Source organism: Maribacter flavus (assembly GCF_008386635.1).
Taxonomy (GTDB): domain Bacteria; phylum Bacteroidota; class Bacteroidia; order Flavobacteriales; family Flavobacteriaceae; genus Maribacter; species Maribacter flavus.
The window spans coordinates 153,730-175,337 of the sequence record NZ_VUOE01000001.1; the positions used below are offsets into that span (position 1 = coordinate 153,730).

The 21,608-nt window shown below is 43.2% G+C and carries 15 protein-coding genes; 8 read left to right on the plus strand and 7 right to left on the minus strand.

The annotated features are described in order from the left end of the window. Window positions 1-42 precede the first annotated feature (42 nt). A complete protein-coding gene (locus tag F0361_RS00650; protein WP_154916792.1) occupies window positions 43-681 on the minus strand; it encodes an LON peptidase substrate-binding domain-containing protein in 639 nt (212 codons plus the stop codon). 220 nt (window positions 682-901) lie between these two features. Between F0361_RS00650 and lysA the strand changes: the two genes are divergently transcribed. Next, window positions 902-2,140, plus strand: coding sequence for a diaminopimelate decarboxylase (lysA, locus tag F0361_RS00655; protein WP_138257563.1), 1,239 nt, complete (start codon window positions 902-904; stop codon window positions 2,138-2,140). 56 nt (window positions 2,141-2,196) lie between these two features. Continuing rightward, entirely contained in the window at window positions 2,197-2,730 is a 534-nt protein-coding gene (locus F0361_RS00660; protein WP_154916793.1) for a thioredoxin family protein, read from the plus strand. A 4-nt stretch (window positions 2,731-2,734) separates the two neighbouring features. Here the strand turns inward: F0361_RS00660 and F0361_RS00665 are convergent, their stop codons facing one another. Next, entirely contained in the window at window positions 2,735-3,871 is a 1,137-nt protein-coding gene (locus tag F0361_RS00665; RefSeq protein ID WP_154916794.1) for a DUF819 family protein, read from the minus strand. A 112-nt stretch (window positions 3,872-3,983) separates the two neighbouring features. On the opposite strand from F0361_RS00665, the gene F0361_RS00670 reads away from it, so the two are divergent. After that, window positions 3,984-6,548: a M1 family metallopeptidase gene (locus F0361_RS00670; protein WP_154916795.1), complete on the plus strand. Its 2,565-nt coding sequence runs from the start codon at window positions 3,984-3,986 to the stop codon at window positions 6,546-6,548. A gap of 24 nt (window positions 6,549-6,572) precedes the next feature. Here the strand turns inward: F0361_RS00670 and F0361_RS00675 are convergent, their stop codons facing one another. The 4 genes from F0361_RS00675 to F0361_RS00690 form a co-directional block, all read right to left on the minus strand. Beyond that, window positions 6,573-8,252 (minus strand): BACON domain-containing protein, encoded by a 1,680-nt coding sequence (locus tag F0361_RS00675; RefSeq protein ID WP_154916796.1) that lies wholly within the window; start codon window positions 8,250-8,252, stop codon window positions 6,573-6,575. Between the two features lie 96 nt (window positions 8,253-8,348). Continuing rightward, complete coding sequence (gene guaB / locus F0361_RS00680; RefSeq protein ID WP_154916797.1) at window positions 8,349-9,821, minus strand: IMP dehydrogenase; 1,473 nt, start codon at window positions 9,819-9,821, stop codon at window positions 8,349-8,351. 229 nt (window positions 9,822-10,050) lie between these two features. Then, on the minus strand, window positions 10,051-10,926 hold the full coding sequence (locus F0361_RS00685; protein WP_246160784.1) for an IPT/TIG domain-containing protein: 876 nt from the start codon (window positions 10,924-10,926) through the stop codon (window positions 10,051-10,053). Window positions 10,927-10,938: 12 nt separating this feature from the next. Further along, window positions 10,939-13,035 (minus strand): TonB-dependent receptor plug domain-containing protein, encoded by a 2,097-nt coding sequence (locus F0361_RS00690; RefSeq protein WP_154916798.1) that lies wholly within the window; start codon window positions 13,033-13,035, stop codon window positions 10,939-10,941. A gap of 99 nt (window positions 13,036-13,134) precedes the next feature. On the opposite strand from F0361_RS00690, the gene F0361_RS00695 reads away from it, so the two are divergent. The 5 genes from F0361_RS00695 (at window position 13,135) to F0361_RS00715 (ending at window position 20,690) form a co-directional block, all read left to right on the plus strand. Then, window positions 13,135-14,070 carry a DUF6607 family protein gene (locus F0361_RS00695; RefSeq protein WP_154916799.1) on the plus strand — a complete coding sequence of 312 codons (936 nt, stop codon included), beginning with the start codon at window positions 13,135-13,137 and terminating at the stop codon, window positions 14,068-14,070. Window positions 14,071-14,073: 3 nt separating this feature from the next. Next, complete coding sequence (locus tag F0361_RS00700; protein WP_154916800.1) at window positions 14,074-15,564, plus strand: ankyrin repeat domain-containing protein; 1,491 nt, start codon at window positions 14,074-14,076, stop codon at window positions 15,562-15,564. Window positions 15,565-15,572: 8 nt separating this feature from the next. Next, complete coding sequence (locus F0361_RS00705; protein ID WP_154916801.1) at window positions 15,573-16,058, plus strand: DUF2271 domain-containing protein; 486 nt, start codon at window positions 15,573-15,575, stop codon at window positions 16,056-16,058. A 9-nt stretch (window positions 16,059-16,067) separates the two neighbouring features. Continuing rightward, window positions 16,068-18,266: a PepSY domain-containing protein gene (locus F0361_RS00710; RefSeq protein ID WP_154916802.1), complete on the plus strand. Its 2,199-nt coding sequence runs from the start codon at window positions 16,068-16,070 to the stop codon at window positions 18,264-18,266. A 201-nt stretch (window positions 18,267-18,467) separates the two neighbouring features. Continuing rightward, on the plus strand, window positions 18,468-20,690 hold the full coding sequence (locus F0361_RS00715; protein ID WP_154916803.1) for a TonB-dependent receptor family protein: 2,223 nt from the start codon (window positions 18,468-18,470) through the stop codon (window positions 20,688-20,690). A gap of 28 nt (window positions 20,691-20,718) precedes the next feature. Here F0361_RS00715 and F0361_RS00720 read toward each other — a convergent pair whose 3' ends face one another. Further along, window positions 20,719-21,588, minus strand: a complete 870-nt coding sequence (locus F0361_RS00720) for a hydroxymethylglutaryl-CoA lyase (protein ID WP_154916804.1) — start codon at window positions 21,586-21,588, stop codon at window positions 20,719-20,721. Between the last annotated feature and the right edge of the window lie 20 nt (window positions 21,589-21,608).

A 21,608-nucleotide genomic window follows, 5' to 3' on the forward strand; every position in this document is an offset into this window, starting at 1 on the left:
TAAATGAATAAGGTCCTGCCAATTCGTTCAAACTTGTCCACATTAACTTTCAATATTTTTGAAATCCAAGGGGTCAAAATTCTTAAAATGGCCGTTCAATTCAATAATTTTCCGGGTTCTTTCCACTTGGGATAGCACATTGATCGTTGTCACCAGATGGTTATAAATAAATTCCAGTCGCTCCTGTTCCTTGGATATTTTTAATAACTGGTATTCTTGTTCATAGGAAAGCCCTATTTTATGTGCCAACACAAAACTATTGTACTTGGCCAGGTCAATCGGTGTGTTTGGAAGTTCCATAATCGCATAAAGTTCCCGAATCTTTTTCACCACCTCTGCCTTATAACTGGCCGGACAGATATAATCATACTCCAATAATTCCACAAGTCCGCCAGGGTATAGCTTCTCCCCCATTTGCGGCTCAAATAGAACGACCTTAAATACTTGTCTGGCCACACATACAACATCCATCTCCCCTCCTTCATAAGTGTTGACCACTTCTACCAGTTGCACCTCCGTCCCGTACTCCAATCGATTGTTATGGAAAACCGGTATTCCAAAGGTAATGGCCTCTTCCCTACAATCCTGGATCAGCTGTTTGTACCTGGGCTCAAAAATATGCAAGGGCACAGTTTCGCCGGGAAAGAAAACGGATTTTAAAGGAAAAAGAGGTAGTTTCATTAAAATATAAATGATGTGATTATCAATGCAGTTTATTAACCCATTGATACTTTATGAAAAACTGAATTTCTTTCTAAATTACAAAGCTTGTATATAGCATACAAGCAAAAGATGGATTTTACTGTTACATTTGACACATTTTGTTGTATTATTCTATTTTACAGGCTAAATATTTGTGGGAATCCTTTGTTACTACTAGCTTTGTCAAAAATATATCGCTATGAACAATGCGGATTTACTGAAAATCGCCAAAACGTACGGAGACCCCGTCTACGTTTATGACTCCGAAAAAATAACCTCCCAGTTCAATAGGCTTACCAAAGCCTTTGGTACCGTAAAGAAATTGAAGTTGAATTACGCTGCCAAGGCTCTATCCAATATCACCATTTTAAAATTGATGAACAGTTTGGGAAGTGGCCTGGATACCGTATCCATTCAGGAAGTACAACTGGGTCTATTGGCAGGTTTTAAACCAGAGTCCATCATTTTCACCCCCAACGGCGTCTCTTTGGAAGAAATTGAGGAGGCGGCCAAATTGGGCGTTCGGATCAACATTGACAACCTTTCCATCTTGGAACAGTTTGGTAGCAAGCATCCGGACATTCCGGTTTGTATCCGGATAAATCCGCATGTAATGGCTGGAGGAAACTCGAAAATATCCGTAGGCCATATCGATTCCAAATTCGGTATAAGCATACATCAAATACCGCATTTATTGCGAATTGTGGAGCTTACTAAAATGAATATCAACGGAATACACATGCATACCGGAAGCGATATTTTGGACATCGATGTATTCCTCTACGCTTCGGAAATCCTTTTTGAAACCGCCAAAAACTTTAAAAATTTGGATTTTATCGATTTTGGAAGTGGATTCAAGGTTCCCTATAAAGAAGGCGATATTGAGACGAACGTTGAGGAACTGGGAAAAAAGTTGGGTTCAAGATTCAATGAATTCTGCAAAGAATATGGCAAAGACCTTACCCTGGCCTTCGAGCCCGGAAAATTCCTCGTAAGTGAAGCCGGATTCTTTTTGGCCAAAGTGAACGTTGTAAAACAAACTACCTCTACCGTTTTTGCCAGTGTGGATACGGGCTTCAATCACTTGATCAGGCCCATGCTCTATGGGGCTACCCATTCCATTGAAAACATTTCCAATCCGGAGGGAAGGGAGCGCTATTATTCGGTGGTGGGCTACATCTGCGAAACGGACACTTTTGCTAGCAACAGAAGAATCAATGAGATATCAGAAGGGGATATTCTGTGTTTCAAGAATGCGGGAGCCTATTGCTTTACCATGGCCAGCAATTACAATTCCAGGTTTAGACCGCCGGAAGTTTTATGGCACAAAGGTCAGGCGATTTTGATACGGGAACGTGAGACCTTTGACGATTTAATTAAGAATCAGGTAGATGTAAAGGACTTATTTGCGGTAAAGCAACCTGAGAAAGTGAAATAAAGACCCAAAAAAAACGTTAGCTTTGGTATAATTGTTGGACTAACTCCATAACAAGTATGAACTCTAGCGTTTCCTTACATATCAAAAATCTATTTTTAGTCGCGTTTTTACTGATTTCTGCTGGGTCGCAGGCCCAAGAGGTGAAATGGCTTTCTTGGAACGAAGCCGCAGCATTGGCAGCTACGGATAAAAATCCAAAAAAAGTATTTGTCGATGTCTACACCGATTGGTGCGGATGGTGCAAAAAAATGGATAAGGATACATTCCAAAACCCGGAAGTGGCCGCCTACATGACGGAAAACTTCTACATGGTCAAGCTTGACGGCGAAGGTGCGGAGCCTATAGAATTCAAGGGAAAAACCTATAAGTTTGTGCCATCGGGCAGAAAAGGCTACCATGAGCTCGCAGCAGCCCTGATGCAGGGAAGATTAAGCTATCCTACCACCATATTCCTTGATGAAAAATTCAATATGCTCTCACCGGTGCCCGGCTATCAAAAACCGGAACCTTTCCTAAATATCGCCCGATACTTTGGTGAGGATATTTATAAGGAAAAGGATTGGAAAACCTACGCTGAAGCGGGAAAATAAGTTGCTACAGTATTGCTGTGACCAAAAAACCCAAATAGGTTCCCAAGGCATTTCCCAAAGTCCCAACCAATATTGCCGGAAGCACAAGTTCTTGGCGCCCAAAGGTCTCCGCTAAGGCAATCGCAGAAGCTCCACCTCCAACATTTGCCTGACTTGCTATGGCCACCATATCCCAATCCCTTAAAAAAAGACCACCAAGAAGCACAATAATGACACCATGTAAGAAAACGGCCAACACGGTAAAGGAGAAAAGGATTAATCCTACTTCCTTAAGTTGAACCACGGCATCAATTTCACAATAAGCACCTATAACGGCTAGAAATAGATATACGGTATATAGACCAAGGGTTTGGGCTCCTTTTATTTTTTCGACGAAAGGAAATTGGGCCATTACAATCCCCAAGGTTGAAATGATGAGAATACTGGGTATCCTAGGTATTAATGTGTGTAAAACATCCGAGAGTAGATAGGCCCCCACACCCAAAAAAACGATAAGGCTTAACTCTTCTAATGTCAGTGGTTCCGTGGTACCCTGCTGCTCCTTCAAGGGTTCCTTTTCCAGTATGCGCCGATCCGCTATAAACCTTCTTAGCACGTGCGGAAGGGCAATGGTCGCCATGATCCATAGTGCCGTTATCACATTGTCCACGGCAATGGTACCCGCATATAACAACCCATTTTCCTGAAAACCATATATAAGGGCCACCGCATTAAAATTGACACTCCCTCCCGTGTAGGTACCCGTTAGCATCCCCGCCAAAACTTTGGCTTCCGGGCCCAACACGCCTTGGGGACCAACAATGACCCAGGCAAGAAGAATACCTGCCACCGTTGCCAAAGAACCGAATAAAAACAATAGCAACATGGGTACACCTGCTTTTTTAATGGCCCTAATATTTGCTCCTAGAAGAAGGTAGAAAATGGAAATCGGGGCCAAGTAGGTAAATACTGCATCATATAAAGGTATACTGTTGGATGCGGAAGGAATTATTTGGAGGTTGGCACAAACTGCGGTAAACAATATAACCAAAAGGGCTCCTCCCAATGGTTTGCCCCAAGAGGTCTTGGCCGCCCTGACCGATAGCCAAACCATTAGACAAAGTACGGCGAATACGAAAAGGGGTTGGTTGGTGAAGTTCATTTTGCACAAGATACTAAAAAGTTCGTGGTATATTCCCAACATCTGAAACCGAACCAAAGATGACTTGTACCATGGAATTTTAATCGCTACTTTTCTATCTCAAAATCAATTTATGCGTTACACCTTCCTACTTGGTATCATACTAATAGTTTCTTGCAAACCGAATGGCAGCAACCCTATACAAGCTGAACCAGGGGTGTCTTTGGAATTGGCTCAAGAACGGTCCGAGACCTTCAAAAACATACAGTATAAACTCCATTTTCACATACCGGATTCCTTGGAAAAACCCATATTCGCCAGTGAAACACTGACATTTGAACTTCTGGGCAGTAAGGATTTCTATTTGGATTTTAAGGAGCATCCAGATCATTTAAAAAAAATCGTGGTCAATGGAAGACCCATTGAAATCCAGCACCAAAACGAGCACATCAGAATTCCAAAGTCCAATTTGGTAAAGGGGAAAAACTCCTTGGAAATCGATTTTTTAGCCGGTGAACTTTCACTAAACAGAAATGAAGACTATCTATACACCCTTCTGGTACCAGATCGGGCACGAACGCTTTTTCCCTGCTTTGACCAGCCTAATTTAAAAGCTACCTACTCGCTGACAATTACCGCCCCTGAAAACTGGAAAGTACTCTGTGCCGCTCCAGAAATTGACCAGTTCACCAAAAACGGATGTACGGAACATCGGTTTGGGGAGTCGGACAAAATGAGCACGTATCTTTTTTCCTTCGTGGCGGGAAAGTTTAAATCCGAAGAAATGGCCATAGCCAATTTTCCTATGAAAATGTTATATCGGGAAACCGATGAAGAAAAAATCAGTTATAGTATCGATTCCATTTTCCAGTTGCACCACAGTTCCAAAGTGTTTCTCGAATCCTATACCGATTTTCCCTTCCCCTTTCAAAAACTCGAATTTGCCACGATTCCAGGCTTTCAATACGGCGGTATGGAACATGTGGGGGCCATTCAATACAAGGAAAGTTCCCTTTTTTTGGATGGCAGCGCTACGGAAAACAGAAAACTGGGCAGGGCCAAACTGATTGCCCATGAAACTTCCCATATGTGGTTTGGGGATTTGGTAACCATGGACTGGTTCAATGATGTTTGGATGAAGGAAGTTTTTGCCAACTTCATGGCGGATAAAATCGTAAATCCCGCGTTTCCTACCATAAACCATGAATTGGCATTTATGGTGGGCCATTACCCAAGTGCTTACGGTGAAGACCGTACAAAAGGTACGAATCCTATCAGGCAAGAATTGAAAAACCTCAACAATGCGGGTTCGCTTTATGGCAGTATCATCTATAACAAGGCGCCCATTATGATGCGACAGTTGGAAGCGGTCTTGGGTAAGGAAAACTTTCAAAAAGGTATTCAGGAATACATAAAAACCTATCAAAATTCGAATGCGAATTGGAACGACCTCGTGAAAATTTTGGATAACCGTACGGATATAGACCTTCTTTCTTGGAGCGAGGTCTGGGTAAATAGTTCCGGCAGGCCCATTTTCAAGGATAGTGTAACATATACGGAGGTCGGCAAGATTTCCTCTTTGGAATTGATACAAATGGCCGAAGATGCTTCGGACCAAATTTGGCCCCAGATTTTTGAGATTTCCTTGGTCTATCCCGATTCCATCCTAAGAATTCCGGTGGAATTTACCGGTGACAAACTGGAAGTCACCCAGGCCCTTGGACTTCAGAAACCACTCGCAGTCCTTTATAATTCCGATGGTATGGGATATGGCGTATTTCCAATACATCCTGAAGCTTTTGAGACTATAGCGATCATGTGTGATGAAGTCGCTAGAGGTTCCCTGTACATAAACGCCTATGAAAATGCTTTGAACGGTGCTATTGAACCTTTGGAGCTACTGCGTTTTTATGAAAACCGATTGTATCTGGAAGAAAATGAATTGTTAGCGAATTTGTTATCGGGGTATTTGAAGAGCTTGTTCTGGAAATACTTATCGGAAGAGGAACGTCACTTGGAGCAATCCAAAATAACGGATAATTTGTGGTCCCAATTGCAAAAGGACCTTACCCCTAACAAGAAAAAGACCTTGTTCTCGACCTTCCAGTCGGTGGCTTACACAGGAGCTTCCTTCCAACAGTTGTACGATATTTGGTCCAAAAAAATCGAAATATCCAATCTTCGACTGAACAAGGATGACTTTACCGAAATGGCCTTGGACCTAGCACTCTATCAACATCCTGAATCACAGGAAATTTTGCAAACGGCTAAAAACGCCCTTGACAATCCGGACAAATTGGAACGCTTCAACTTCCTGCTACCTTCCGTTTCACAGGATGCATCGGTAAAAAGCGACTTTATGGAATCCATGAAACTTGAAAAGAACCGTTCAAAGGAAGTTTGGACGGCATCGGCATTGAATAATATTAATCATCCCCTCCACCAAGAATTTGCCTTGAAACACCTTAGGCCCAGTCTAAACCTTTTGGATGAAATACAACAAACAGGCGATATTTTCTTTCCAAAACGCTGGTTGAGCAGCACCATAGGTAATCATACCTCAAACGAAGCCTACGAAATCATGCAAGAATATTTGAAGGATAATCCGGAACTAAACCCCTCCCTTAAAAACAAGTTATGGCAAGCCGCCGATGACCTTCGAAGGGTTCAACTTCTAAACAAAAAGATAATCCAATAAACTAAAATAGGATATCAGTTGACATTAATCAACAGTTATAGTGGAAATACCCCATCTAACTGCCGAGTTGTTCTCCTCGTCGGCCTTAACTATTACGTAAAACTGGGAACCTGCGGAATTAAAAAAGCCAAAATACCCGTGAGACGAGAAAAGGGAAAAATTGCCATTCGTATCCGTTCCTAAAAACTTTGGCAACTCTATTTCGCCTTGGAAGTTGTAAAAATCTTCGGTGTATTTTTTAACAACACCTCCAGGTTTATAATCCCAATCCCATAACCCTTCGTCTACGATAGTATATATTACATTTGCTTCTGCATGGGAATCCATAGTCGAAATACGTTTTCCTTGCTCACCTAATAATTTTCCGCTATATGTCATATCATTCGTTTGATTCTCTGAAGCGTTAAATACATTCCTGGCCCTAGAAAATAATTTATCCCCAGATTCAGATATCCAAATATTTCCGCTAAATTCAAAATCACCGTGATATGGAGAATCGTAAAGATAATGTGCAGTCCCTCCAGAAATGTCATACTTTTCAAAATCGGACGGGGAAAGACCATTATCTGCGCCATAAATATAACTGCCGCTAGGATGCAACTTGGCCCTAGTCCCCGCATAAATGGTATTTCCTGTGTTTTGTGTCTCATTTCCAGTGGACAAATCAATACACCTAATACGTTCATGCTGATCTACACGTGGAAAGGCATATGCCCAATTGTTTGGTCCCAAAACAATATCAAATACGTCCGTTGTGACGCTGTACATTTGAATCAATTCCATAGATGATAAATTTATATAGGAAATATATCCATCATGACCAACTACGGCTAAATTACCATCTTGACTAATAGATACGCTGGTAGGCGGTAAGTTCAAATCCAATGATTGAATTCCCTGAGAAACTGGATTAATATTAAGAATTTGGTTTGGAAATTCTGAAACCGCAATTATTTTGTCATAATTTCGATCATATTCAGCATCCACAATTTGACCATTATCCAATATCCATTTTTCCTCTTTATAGGCCTTTATATTGACAGGCAGCTCCAAAGCGTTCTGTTGATTATTTCCAATATTTAAAGAATATTCATAGATATTCGTTTCTAACTCGGTTCTATCAACAGTTGAGGTTACCAAAATAGAATCACCTATAGCCAAAAAACCTGAGTCTGGAGAAACTGTTAAATAATCATTTTGATTATTAATGGTCCAATTAAAGTCCAAACCACCTGAATTTTTAATGTAAAACTCGGTTGAATCTTCTTGATAATCAAATTCCAGAATGCTCTTTGATATGGCCATTTGAGAAATTTGAGGAGTTTCTATAAATACCGATACATCCATCAACTTTTTACCAGCCGAACTTGAAATTATTTCTACCGAACCAGTGTTCCAACCAACGTTTAAACCGGAAACCTCCGTGGTAACCAAAATTTCATCAATCGTACCGTCCAAAATACCACTGGAAGGAGAAAAAGAAATCCAGTTTGGCTTACTACCTATTCGCCACTCGAGTCTTCCTTCAGGTTGGGAAGAAATAAAAATGGTACCTGATTCACCTTGTAACAACTCCAAATTGTTCGGAGAAACTATCAACTGTAAATCTTTGCCTATATCTGAATCATTTTCATTAGAACACGATAGGAGAAAGAATATTCCACAAAGAAATTTAATTGCAAAAAAGGGCTTACTTTTTCCCATATAGTTTTATACTAATTTATCAATCAAACGAGGAATAAGGAAGAATATTTTGAGCAGCTACCTCTAAAGATAATCTTCTATAATAATCCAAATAATCTACCTACTATAATTAGGAGATTCCTTGGTAATGGTCACATCATGTGGATGGCTCTCGTTGATTCCGCTCGCTGTAATCTTTACGAATCGACCTGTCTCCTTTAATGTCGCGATGTCCTTGGCCCCACAGTAGCCCATCCCGGCCCTAAGCCCGCCAACAAATTGATGGATGCTTTCGAACAAGTCACCTTTATAGGGAACCCTACCCACAATGCCCTCAGGAACCAATTTTTTGATATCGTCCTCCACATCCTGAAAGTAACGGTCCTTGCTACCTTGCTTCATGGCTTCCACGGAGCCCATGCCCCTATAACTTTTGAATTTTCGGCCTTCGTAGATAATGGTTTCCCCGGGGGACTCCTTCGTTCCAGCCAAAAGCGAACCTAACATAACAGTGTCCGCACCTGCGGCAATAGCCTTGGGAATATCGCCTGTGTAACGAATACCGCCATCTGCAATAACGGGAACCCCGGAACCTTTAATGGCTGCAGCGACCTCCAACACGGCCGAGAATTGTGGAAATCCTACTCCGGCCACGACCCTCGTGGTACAAATAGAGCCAGGACCAATCCCGACTTTGACGGCATCGGCACCAGCATCCACCAAATATTTTGCAGCTTCGCCCGTGGCAATATTCCCCACGATCACATCCAGATCCGGAAATTTCTTTTTGACTTCCTTTAGTATGGTAACCACGCCTTTCGTATGTCCGTGGGCGGTATCGATAACAACGGCATCCACTCCGGCATTCACCAAGGCCTCCGCGCGATCCACGGCATCCATGGTCACCCCCAAAGCCGCAGCAACGCGCAAACGGCCATACTGGTCCTTGTTGGCAATGGGCTTTTGGGTAAGTTTGGTGATGTCCCTAAAGGTGATGAGACCGATTAATTTGTTGTTCTTGTCTACGACCGGAAGTTTTTCAATTTTGTGCTCCTGTAAGATGTCCTCAGCTTCGGATAGGGAAGTTCCTTCCCCCGCGGTGACCAAGTTCTCCGAGGTCATTACCTCCGAAATGGGTCGGTCATTATTCTTTTCGAATCGTAAATCCCTATTTGTTACGATTCCAATCAGCTTGCCTTCATCATCCACAATGGGAATTCCGCCAATACTGTGTTCCTTCATATTGGCCTTGGCATCCTTGACCGTGGAATGCAACGGCATGGTCACGGGATCCAAGATCATTCCACTTTCCGCCCTTTTGACCTTCCTCACTTTAAGGGCCTGCTGCTCTATCGTCATGTTTTTGTGAAGCACCCCTATGCCGCCTTCTTGCGCGATTGCAATTGCCATGCGGGATTCGGTCACGGTATCCATCGCCGCAGAAATTATGGGGACATTGATGGTTATATTTCGGGTGAACTTGGATTGGATATTTACTTCGCGGGGCAGTACTTCTGAATACGCAGGTACCAAAAGTACGTCGTCATACGTAAGGCCTTCTCCAAGAATTTTATTAAGGTGGGCTTCCATGCAATTAAGGATTTAATTGCGTGCAAATATACGCTTTTTAATTGGGATAATTCATTCGATAGAAAGGGGTATTCAATCAAAGTAGCTACGAAAGGTACCCTAATCTTGAAAATCCTAAAAAAAGCGTTCATTCATTCCTATTTTTTAAGTCAAATTAATGTAACCGACATAAAAAAACCGAGCAATTCAAGGAGAATTACTCGGTCATAAGGAATCCTATCAACCTATTTTATTCCAGCGCTGTTTCGCCCTCGTTGGGATTGTACACATAATTGAAGGTATAAACCCTGGATTCATTTAAAAATGCATCCGGCTCCGCAGGTGCGTCCCTATAATAACTTATAATCTCGACCTTGGCAAATTTCCCATCATGGGTCCTAAATACCAAAATCCTGCCCGGAATAGGGGTCACCGTAAAGGTGGCCGGATTGTAATTGTACCATCCTTCGCCGCTTCCCGCAGGTACGGCAAAGGAACCTGCCGCATCCTGATCAAAGGAGAGTCCATCGGCACTTGTGATATCGGAAAAAATCCCATTTTGTACCGTTGCCCCACCATTGCCGTTCCTCGTAGGCTCCTCATTGGTACCCGTAGCCGTACCGCCATTCACCGCTATGGTCGTACCTCGAAAGGCAATGTCCCAATCCGTTTCACTGTCCGTAACGGCCCCGGTCTCAAAACTAAATTTTGTAAATGGGCCTCCTATGGGTTGTCCCTGCCCCCCTGTTTGTGGGGCTTCTAAATTAGACACGGTGTCCGAAACCAGATTGGATAGGACCGTAAAGGTGGCTGCCGATGTTTTTCTGAACCCGTTCGCCGATATTTCAATCTGTCCGGAAGTTGCCCCGGATGGAACCGTAGTTACAATTTCGGTAGTGGAGACCGAAGTAACAGTGGCCGGAATTCCATTGAATGAAACTGAAATATTGGAAGCGTCCGATGGAAAATCGGTTCCGGTAATTCTAATTTCGGTACCCACGGTGCCGGATTCTGGTGAAATAGTGGTTACCGTAAATTCCGATACCGCGTCGCCATCATCATCGCTACAGGCCAAAAAGGAAAAAACCACCATTAGAAAGGTAAAAAGTTTTAACGTTGTTTTCATAAAAATCTAAATTTAAAATGTAATGTTTAATCGAGTGAATAATTGAATACCAGGATTTATCAGAACCTCGTTATCCTGTAAAGCGAGGGGGTTGCTCCCCTTAAAGTCCAAAAGATTGTTGGCTCCCAACTGTAGCTGGTAATGCTTGAAGAGGGTTTTTCCCAAGGATAGGTTCACCAAGGAATACCCGTCCACAAAACTGTTGTCAAAATCGTCCAGAAGGTCGTTCCCGTTTCTATCGGTAAGTCCGAACTTGCTCCTATAAACGACCCTTAAATTGGCATTGGCATCCCATTTTGGGATTTCATAAAATACCTTGAAATTAAAGGTGTGGCGGGAACGGTTTTCCAGACCAAAGTACTGGCTTCGCTCCAAACGCACGGTCTGTAGGGTTTCCGGGTCGCGCGCAAAAACGTTCCCTTGTACTAAGGCATCTTCCTGGTCCTTATCATAGGCGAATAGTAGTTGATATCCACCGGAAAGACTCAGGTTTTTAATGCCGTTGAATTTAATATCGGTTTCAAGTCCCTGCGTGTACACCCGTTCCCGATTGATATAGCCAAAAACGTTCTGACCGTTGGTCTTGGAGGCAAGGATTTGGGTGTCGATAAGATTCGTGAAATCGTTGCGGAACAGGTTGACCTCGGTCGTTAATTTTCCCGATTTTAGGGTCATGCCCAAATTATATCCAATGGAACTTTCCGCATTGAGCCGTTGACCCAATTGGGCAGGGTTTACGGCCAAATTGGCAATCTCACCATTTTCCTGCAATCGCTGAATGCCCTGTGCTTCCACTTCCTTGCCAAAAACAGAGTACCCCCCACCCGATGCATTGGTAAAATCGAGGTACAACTGCCTAAAATCCGGGGCCTTGAAACCGCTGCCCACGGAACCTTTGACGGCAAGGCTTGGCGATATTTCATACCGCGCCGAAAGTTTAGGGCTCAGTTGGGAATTGTATTCGCTGTGATTGTCAAACCGAATGCCCGCAATCACATTTAGGCCTTCCAAAGGCGTAAAATCATACTGGGAAAAGACATATTGCGAAAAAAAGGAAACGTTATTGGCGAAAAGGTTTCGCTGTAAGGTTTCCAAATTGCCCCCTACGCCCAGTGTAAAGGTGTTTTCCCCAAATTTTTGGTTAAACCTTACCTCTGGACGGAACAGTTTCTGATTGAAGTCGTTCGCCAAAAGCACCTCATCGGTCAAAATATCCAACGATTCCTCATCGGTTATATAATTGGTATAGTAAAGTTCATATTGTAGATTCGTTTTGGAAGAAGGGTCGTGATTAGCCCGTACCAATAGGTTTAAATCCTGTTCCATGCTGGTACTGGGGGCTACGTCAAAGTCCTGATGAAAGAATCGGCCAGAGACGAAGAAATCAAGTTTTTCCGATGCATCGTAGAAAAGGCGGCCGCTCAACGTATAGTTGTCAAAAGGATTTACCGTCTGCCCTACATCACCGGAGGCTAGGTCATAACCATCCGTGCTGAGCCTATCCACAAAAAAGGAATAACCAAGATCCTCCTTACGTTGGTTGATGCTAAAATTACTGTTATGATGGTTGAACGTGGCCATGCGATGGCTTAGCTGTCCGCTGATGTTCTCTGATGAAGGCTTTTCAGTAATAATATTGATGACGCCCCCAAGGGCTTCGGAACCAAAGAGACTACTAGAGGGGCCTTTGACCACCTCGATCTGCTTGATGTTGCCAATGGCAAACCGACTCAGATCCAAATTGCCAGAACTGCGCCCCACTACGGGAACACCATCGATCAAAACCAATACGTAATCCGAGGCAATTCCTTGTATTTGTACTCCTTCGCCCCCGCCAACGGTGGCATCGGGAGTCATGATGATTCCCGTTTGTTCGTTCAAAATCTCGTCTAACCGAGTAACCCCTGTTTGCTCCAATTGGGTTTTAGGAATCAAGGTTACCGGCAAGGGCAGTGAGGATAATTGTCTAACCGTTCTGGTAGCTGTGACTACTACCTCCTCCAAATCTTGTGTCAGAATGGAGTCTCTTCTTTCTTCCACCTGTCCTATGGTGAATGTTAGGTAAAGCGTGAAAAAAATTAACGTTAAATTATTTTTATTTAGACTCATTCTGTATAAATTTGGCTCAAAAATAATTATTATTTTAAATCAGTCTAAATAAACTGAATAAAAAAATCAACGAATCCTAAACTTTAACATCTATAAAAAATGAAAAGAGTACAGTTGTTTACCGTAATGTTCGTTCTGGTGGGAGCGAGCGTTTTTGCCCAGACCAAAAAGGAGAAGGACCAAGAATCCATAAAGGAGATGTGCGGCTGTTTTGAAGTAACCTTCAACTTTGCCGAAACCTTTAATTACAGTCAGGATTCCTTGTACAAACCTTCCAAGACAAAGGTGGATAAAGGTCTGGAATGGGCCCAATTGGTAACTGATGAAGACGACAAGATCGTAATTCAGCATATTCTACAGGTAGGCAATCCAGCAGAACCCATGATCGTAAAACACTGGAGACAGGATTGGTTGTATGAAAACACGGATTTCTATTTATACAATGGTGATAACGAATGGAACTACACCCAAAAACCTAAAAATGAAGTCGCGGGACAGTGGACACAAAAAGTCTATCAGGTAGACGACAGTCCAAGGTATGAAGGGAGTGCCTCTTGGGTGCATGTGGATGGAACCAGTTATTGGGAAAACACAACACCTGCCCCATTGCCCAGAAGGGAATACACGACCCGGGGCGATTACAACCTCACCATGCGCGGTAACCGACATGAAATTACCTCCGATGGATGGGTGCACGATCAAGACAATTCCAAAATAGTCCGTAAGGATGGAGAGGCCGATTTCATCTTGGCCAAGGAAAAAGGCTACAATACCTATGTAAAGGTTCCAGATGCACGCTGTAAAGCTGCGGCCGATTGGTGGATCGCGAATGATGGCAAATGGGCCATGGTCCGTGACAAATGGGACGAGGTGTTCGCAAAAGAAACCGATTTGGTGTTAAAGGAAAAGGTGGACAACAAGGTACTTTACAAGCACTTGTTCGAAGATGAAGTTTCAAGTGCCGATAAAATTGGAGCGGTCATAGATTCCTTCGTCGTAGAAGAAAATTCCAAAGTAGCCCTTAAAAGCAAATAAGTCATGAAGAACATTTTAAGTGCCATCTTCACGGCAGCATTTTGTTTGGGTTTGGCAGCACAGGAAAACCCTTTTTTGAAAAGGGAATATTGGAACAATAATCCTTCCATACAAGAGGTTGAGGCTACGATACAGGAAGGACACGACATTACGGAGCGTAACGCCGCCTATTTTGATGGTCCCACCTACGCCATTTTACAAAAGGTAAATACCAAAACCATGGCACATATCATCGCCAAAGAAGGTAACGGTGTTGCTAAATTGACCCATGATGGCAGAATTTACCTGCACTGGGCCGCGTACGCAGGAAACCTGGAATTGGTCAAATACCTACTCGACCAGGGTTCTGATGCCGCGGCAGTGGACGCCCATGGCTATTCCGTAATCAACTTTGCTGCTAATTCTGGAGTAACGGATACCCAAATTTTTGATGCCCTTCTTGAAAATGGAGCGGACGTAAAAGCGACCACCCACAACGGTGCAAACGCTTTGTTACTGGCATCCTCTGGAGCTGATACTTTTGAGTTGCTCCAATATTTTATGGATAAAGGGCTACCGCTAAACAGTGCGGACGATACTGGTAACGGGGTCTTCCAGTATGCCTCCCGTGGCGGGGATATCGCCCTGCTAAAGACCTTGGCAGAAAATAGACTGGATTATAAAAAAGTAACTACTGATGGAGAGAATGCCCTCTTTATGGCTGCCAGAGGAACACGTAGGAATCAAAACGGCAAGGAGGTCTTTGAATATTTGGAAGGTCTTGGTCTTTCCAACCAACTTGTAAACAAAGAAGGCAAAAACCTGCTGCATATAATTTCAGGAAGGAATAAGGACCTTCCCTTGTTCGAACATTTTATAGCATCGGGGGTTTCGACAAATTTGAAGGACAAGGAAGGCCAAACCCCATTTATGATTGCTGCATCCGGAAACGTCCTTGAGGTTGTTGAGCTTTTGGCAAAACATGTGGAGGATATGGATTTAACCAATGACAAAGGTAGAAATGCGCTAATGATGGCTGTGGAAAGGAATAGTGCCGAGGTGGTCGATTTCCTATTGGAACGTGGTGCAGACGCAAGCGCATTGGATACCGACGGGAATTCTCTTGTCTATTACCTGATTCAAAATTACAATCCCCAAAATACCGCCCCGTTTGAAAAAAAGTGGAACCTACTTCAAGAAGCCGGACTAACTATGACCGAAAAGCAGGGCCATGGTAACACGCTCTTACATCTTGCGGCCAAGGCCAACAACTTGGCACTCTTAAAGCGATTGGAGGATTTGGAAATCGATGTCAATCAAAAAAATGAGGATGGAATCACTGCACTTCACTTTGCCGCAATGTCATCCGATAACGAAGACATGTTAAAGTATCTGATTTCCATGGGGGCGGACGTGAGTGCAAAAACCGAATTTGAAGAAACGGTCTACGATCTGGCGAACGAAAACGAATTGTTACAAAAGCACAACGTAGCGTTGGATTTTTTAAAAATATAATTTAAAGAATGAAAAAGTTTTTTATCCCGATAATGACTATCGTCAGTTTAGCCCTACTGGCCTTTGGCAAAGCTACTGAAACCACCTCCTATAAATGTATGATCCAGCTCACCAATTACGAAGGCGAAGGAGCCTACATCGTGGTGTCCATTTTGGACGGTAATGGCAAGTATCAAGAAACCTTGTACGTTCAGGGCGATGATAATGAATGGTACCGTGACCTGGAAGAATGGTGGAAGCAAATTTATGGTATCAGACGGCCTAACCTCGATGCTATAGTGGGTGAGACCGTTACGGGCGGGCAACGCAAAATGACCGTTTTGAACATCCCGACGGATAAAATCGACGCTGGATACAAAATCCGATTTGAATCCGCCGTAGAGGACCAGGAATATTATAAGGACGATCTGGAGTTTGACCTTACCACGGAAAATCTATCGGCCAAAAAGGAAGGCAAGGGCTTTATCCGATATGTACGAATGATTCAACAATAAAATACGTGTATGACCATCTCTATTTGGAGGTATAGTCACTTACTTTTGGCCCTATCCACGGGCCTTTTTTTGATTTTGGCATCCATAACTGGGATTATATTGGCTTTTGAGCCTATACAGGGAGTCTTGAAACCCTATAATCCCGTAGCGTTATCGGAAGTGACCCTGGCCGAAACCATAGGTACACTTCAAGCGGAGTACGAGGAGGTTTTGAGCATTGAAGTGGATGCGAACGATTTTGTCCTTGCCGATGTGCTTACCTACGATGGCGAAGGCAAACGGTTCTACATCCATCCCAAAACTGGTGAGTCTCTGGGCGAACCGTCCCCGCAACATCCTATTTTTCAATTTACGACGAACCTGCACCGCTCCCTCTTTTTAAAAAGCGTAGGTCGATTTTTCGTGGGCCTGGTTTCTTTTTTACTTTGTCTTATTGCAATAACGGGCCTGGTACTTATCATAAAAAGGCAGGGCGGTATTTCAAAATTATTTTCCAAGGTCCACAAGGATTATTTTGAATTGCGATACCATGTCATTTTGGGTCGATGGTTTCTGGTTCCGATTCTCATTTTGGCCGCGACAGGAGCATTTCTATTCGCTGAAAAATTCTCCTTGCTTCCCAGCACGCTCGTTGTTCATGAAAGGGTTAATCCCGATTTGGACGTGGACGAATCGGTAAGGCCCCAAGAATTGGACATTTTCAAAACAATTTCCTTGGCCGATGTACGAAACGTAAATTTTCCCTTCACCCCTTTTCCCGAGGATTATTTTGAGGTTGCACTCAGGGACAAGGAAATCTATGTCCACCAATATACGGGCGAAATTTTAAGCGAAAAACCATATCCGTTCACATTCTTGGCAAGCAAACTAAGCCTGACCTTGCACACGGGACAAGGTTCTATGCTATGGTCTTTGGTGTTATTACTGGCCAGTGCCTCCCTACTGTTTTTTATCTACTCGGGTTTTGTGATGTGGCGTAAACGCATCCAAAACTCGGTAAAATTTAACCATAAAAATGCCGATGTATGTTCGCATGTCATTTTGGTAGGCTCCGAAACCGGGACCACTTTCGGCTTCGCCAAGTTACTTGAAAAAGCATTGAACAAAATGGGGAAGGAAGTACTTGTTTGTCAACTCAATGAGTATAAAACGTTTAAAAAAGCGGAACATCTATTTATCCTGACGGCGACCTACGGGGAAGGGGACCCTCCCACCAATGCTCGAAATTTTATGGATTTATTGGAGACCGTACAGCAACCAAATCCGTTGAAATATGCTGTCATCGGTTTTGGTTCCACCCTCTATCCCAACTATTGCAAATACGCCATCGATGTTGAAAAAGCACTTGCTGCAACATCCGGTTTTGAGCAAACGATACCCATTTACAAAATCGACAATCAATCCTATGATGCCTTTAGGGAATGGGCCATACAATGGAGCAAAGCGACGGGGGAGCATTTGGAACTTCCGGCAATGGGCATCAAAAATAAAATTCCAAAACTGCATGAATTTGAAGTGGTATCCAAAATCGAACCCAATAGGGACGATACCTTTTTAATCCGACTCAAAGCAAAAGGCAATGCCAAGTTCCAATCTGGGGATTTGTTGGAATACAGACCCACGGAGGATGGAATCCCCAGGTGGTTTTCCATTGCCAAACTAGGCCAGGAAATGCTACTGAGCATCAAGAAACACGAATTTGGTATCGTTTCAAATTACCTAGATTCTCTAAAACCCTTGGAAAACCTTAAAGCTGGCATTAAAGCAAATCCCCATTTCCATTTTCCAAAAAAGGCGAAGGAGATTATCTGTATTTCTAATGGTACGGGTATTGCCCCCTTTTTGGGAATCATTGCGGAAAACAATAGGAAAATTCCGATTCACATGTATTGGGGTGGCCGATACAAAACCTCCCTAGAAATCTACACCCCCTATTTGGAGCATCTCAAAAGTGCCGGAAAACTAAAGACCCTAGAAGTGGCCCTGTCACGTACCGAAGGTTCCAATACGTATGTCCAGGACCTTGTGAAACGAGATTCCCAATTCATTTCCAAAAGCCTAAAAAACGGTGCGGTCGTCATGATTTGTGGGGCATTACGTATGCAGAAAGATGTACTGGAAATTCTTGAAAAAAGTACCTTGGAACACCTCGCTACGTCCCTATGCGATTTTGAAGCCAAGGGGCAATTGAAAATGGATTGTTATTAAATACTACGTCGCATAGGCTCACTTCCTTAAAAAAAACCATATTGATGGATTGGCAAGTTGTTCCCGGTAAACCCCAAAAGCCTTTGGTAAATCATTCAAGGAATAGAAGTCAAATTTATTTTTATTTGTTCTAAATAAGTTTTGCAAATAGAATAGAACCCAATACATTTGCCCAAATTATTTTGAATAAGTCTAATTAAAATGAAAAAGTGCATCGCTATCCCCATTCTCTTACTAAGTATATTCTTGAAAGGGCAACAGCCAACACAGACTACAACTATGGATTCCATCCATTTGAACGAGGTTACCCTAAAAGCCAATGCCATTTTAGGTAGTAAATTCGAGGCAAAGAATAGAACAGGATCGGCTTTTTACATTTCTCCCAAGGAAATCAAGAAATTCAATTATACCGATATCAATCGAACACTTCGAGGGGTACCGGGAGTAAACGTTTACGAGGAGGATGGATTTGGCCTTAGACCCAACATCAGTCTAAGGGGTACCTCTCCTGAGCGAAGTTCTAAAATCACACTCATGGAAGATGGTGTTCTCATTGCACCTGCTCCGTATAGCGCTCCCTCGGCATATTATTTCCCCACCATAGCCCGCATGCAGGCCGTAGAGATACTCAAAGGTAGTAGTCAGGTGCAATATGGCCCATACACTACCGGAGGGGCATTAAATATGATTTCCACGGAGGTGCCGGACAGTTTTGGCATCTTTTTAAATTCGAGCTTTGGAAGCTTCAACAGTGGCCGAATCCATACCCAGGTAGGGGATACGAAAAAAAACTTTGGATATGCCATTGAATACCTGAACTATAATTCCAATGGTTTCAAAGATTTGGACAATGGAGAGAATACGGGCTTTGATAAAAATGACCTGGTCGCAAAATTTAGGGTCAATTCCAATGCCGATGCCAAAGTTCCGCAATCCGTTGAATTGAAGTTCCAATATTCCAATGAAGATTCCAACGAAACATATTTGGGACTTACTGAGACCGACTTTTCCCTAAACCCTTTTAGACGGTACGCGGGCTCACAAAGAGATGAAATGAATACGGAGCACCTTCAGTTTATGTTGACCCACGTACTTGGATTGGGCAAAAATACCTCACTTACTACTACCGCCTACCTCAATGATTTCAACCGAAACTGGTACAAAGTAGATAATGTAACGGTAAATGGGGAGCGACAAAGTATCGCCAATATTATTGAAAACCCGGTCGACCTACAGGCATATTATGATGTCATTAGTGGAAACTCAAATACCACGAATAATGATGTCATTGCCGTAAAAGCCAACAATAGGGAATATCTATCCACGGGTATTCAAACAAAACTGAACCACCGTTGGAGTACCTCTAGTTCGGTGCACGATTTCGAGTTGGGTATACGTTACCACTATGATGATGAAGACCGATTTCAATGGGTGGATGATTACGGGATAACCAATGGCATTATGGAACTCGTTACCAATCGTTTGGCAGGAACGGACGCAAATAGAATTAGTGATGCGCGTGCTTTTTCCACCTATACACTTTACAAGCTAAAATACAAGAACCTAACACTTACCCCCGGTATTCGATATGAAAATATTCAATTGGGAAGAACAGATTACGGGAGTAGCGATCCGGAACGTTCAGGTACAAACATTTCCACACGGGAAAATAAAGTAGATGTTTTTATACCAGGCATCGGATTCAATTATAATTTTGATAATGTATCCCTTTTTGGGGGTATTCACAAAGGATTTTCCCCTCCAAGCAATCAGGTTGGGGAAAAACCGGAGGAAAGTGTGAATTATGAATTGGGTACACGTTTTACGTACTCAGGCCTCTCTGGGGAGTTGGTCGGTTTTTACAATGACTATAGCAATCTTTTGGGAAGTGATCTCGCAGCAACCGGTGGTACAGGTTCCTTGGACCAATTCAATGCGGGAGAAGTTATTGTTCAAGGCATTGAAGTACTATTAAACTACGATTTGTTGTCATCCAATACAAATATCTCCATACCCATTACTTTGGGGTATACCTTTACGGACACGGAATTCCAGAATAGTTTTGGTAGTGAAAACGATATCTGGGGTACGGTAAGCGAAGGGGATGAATTGCCCTATTTATCAAAACACCAATTAAATGCCGCTGCCAGTATCGAGTATAAAAAATTTGAAGTCCATCTAAACGGACGTTTTAACGGAGCGTTCAGGACCAAAGCGGGAACGGGTTCCATTCCCGCCAATGAGAAGGTCGATTCCAACATAGTTTTGGATTTGGGAACTAAATTTCGCTACAACGATCATATCACGATAACTGCCAATGCAATGAACCTTTTGGATGAAAGGTATGCGGTAGCCCGTGTACCTGCCGGCCTAAGACCCGGTATGCCATTTGGTTTTTTTGGTGGTCTGGAACTACGGTACTAAATTGATGGATGAAACCGAGCATTTTATGCTAGTGGTATTTACCAAATAGCTCCGTTGCCTTGTTGTAAGCGGCCTCAAATACCATCCAGTTTACGTTGGTCTCCGCTTTTTGCGCCGTCAAGTAGGATAACAATTTTTCGGTAGGCATATTACCGGTTAGCTCGTCCTTGGCCATGGGACAACCGCCGAAACCCTGTACGGCCCCGTCAAACCTACGACAGCCGGCCTTGTAGGCGGCATCCACCTTTTCATGCCATTTAGTGGGGGTAGTGTGCAGGTGTGCCCCAAACTCTATGAGCGGATATTTGGGTATTAAATTGGAGAACAGGTATTCGATATTCTCTGGATCCGAAGTTCCCACGGTATCGGAAAGTGAGAGGATCCTGGCACCCATGGAGGCCAATTTTTCCGTCCATTCCCCTACGATTTCCACATTCCATGGATCCCCGTACGGATTTCCAAAACCCATAGAAATGTAGGTGACCACCTCTTTGTTGGCGGCATCGGCAATATTAAAAATCTCCTGGAGCGTTTCTACCGATTGGGCAATGGTCTTATGCGTGTTCCGCATCTGAAAGTTCTCCGATATGGAAAAGGGAAATCCCAAATAATCGATTTCAGTATGCTTTACAGCATCCTCCGCCCCCCGGACATTGGCAATGATCGCCAATAATTTGCTCTTGGTCCTTGAGAGGTCCAATTTGGACAATACCTCGGCCGTATCCACCATTTGGGGTATCGCCTTTGGTGAGACAAAACTTCCAAAATCCAACGTATCAAAACCACAGCCCAATAAAGACTGCAGATAGCGCACCTTCTCATCCGTAGGAATGAAAGTCTTGATACCTTGCATGGCATCCCTTGGGCATTCTATTAGCTTTACCTTGGTGTTGGACATATTGTAAAAATACAAATTGA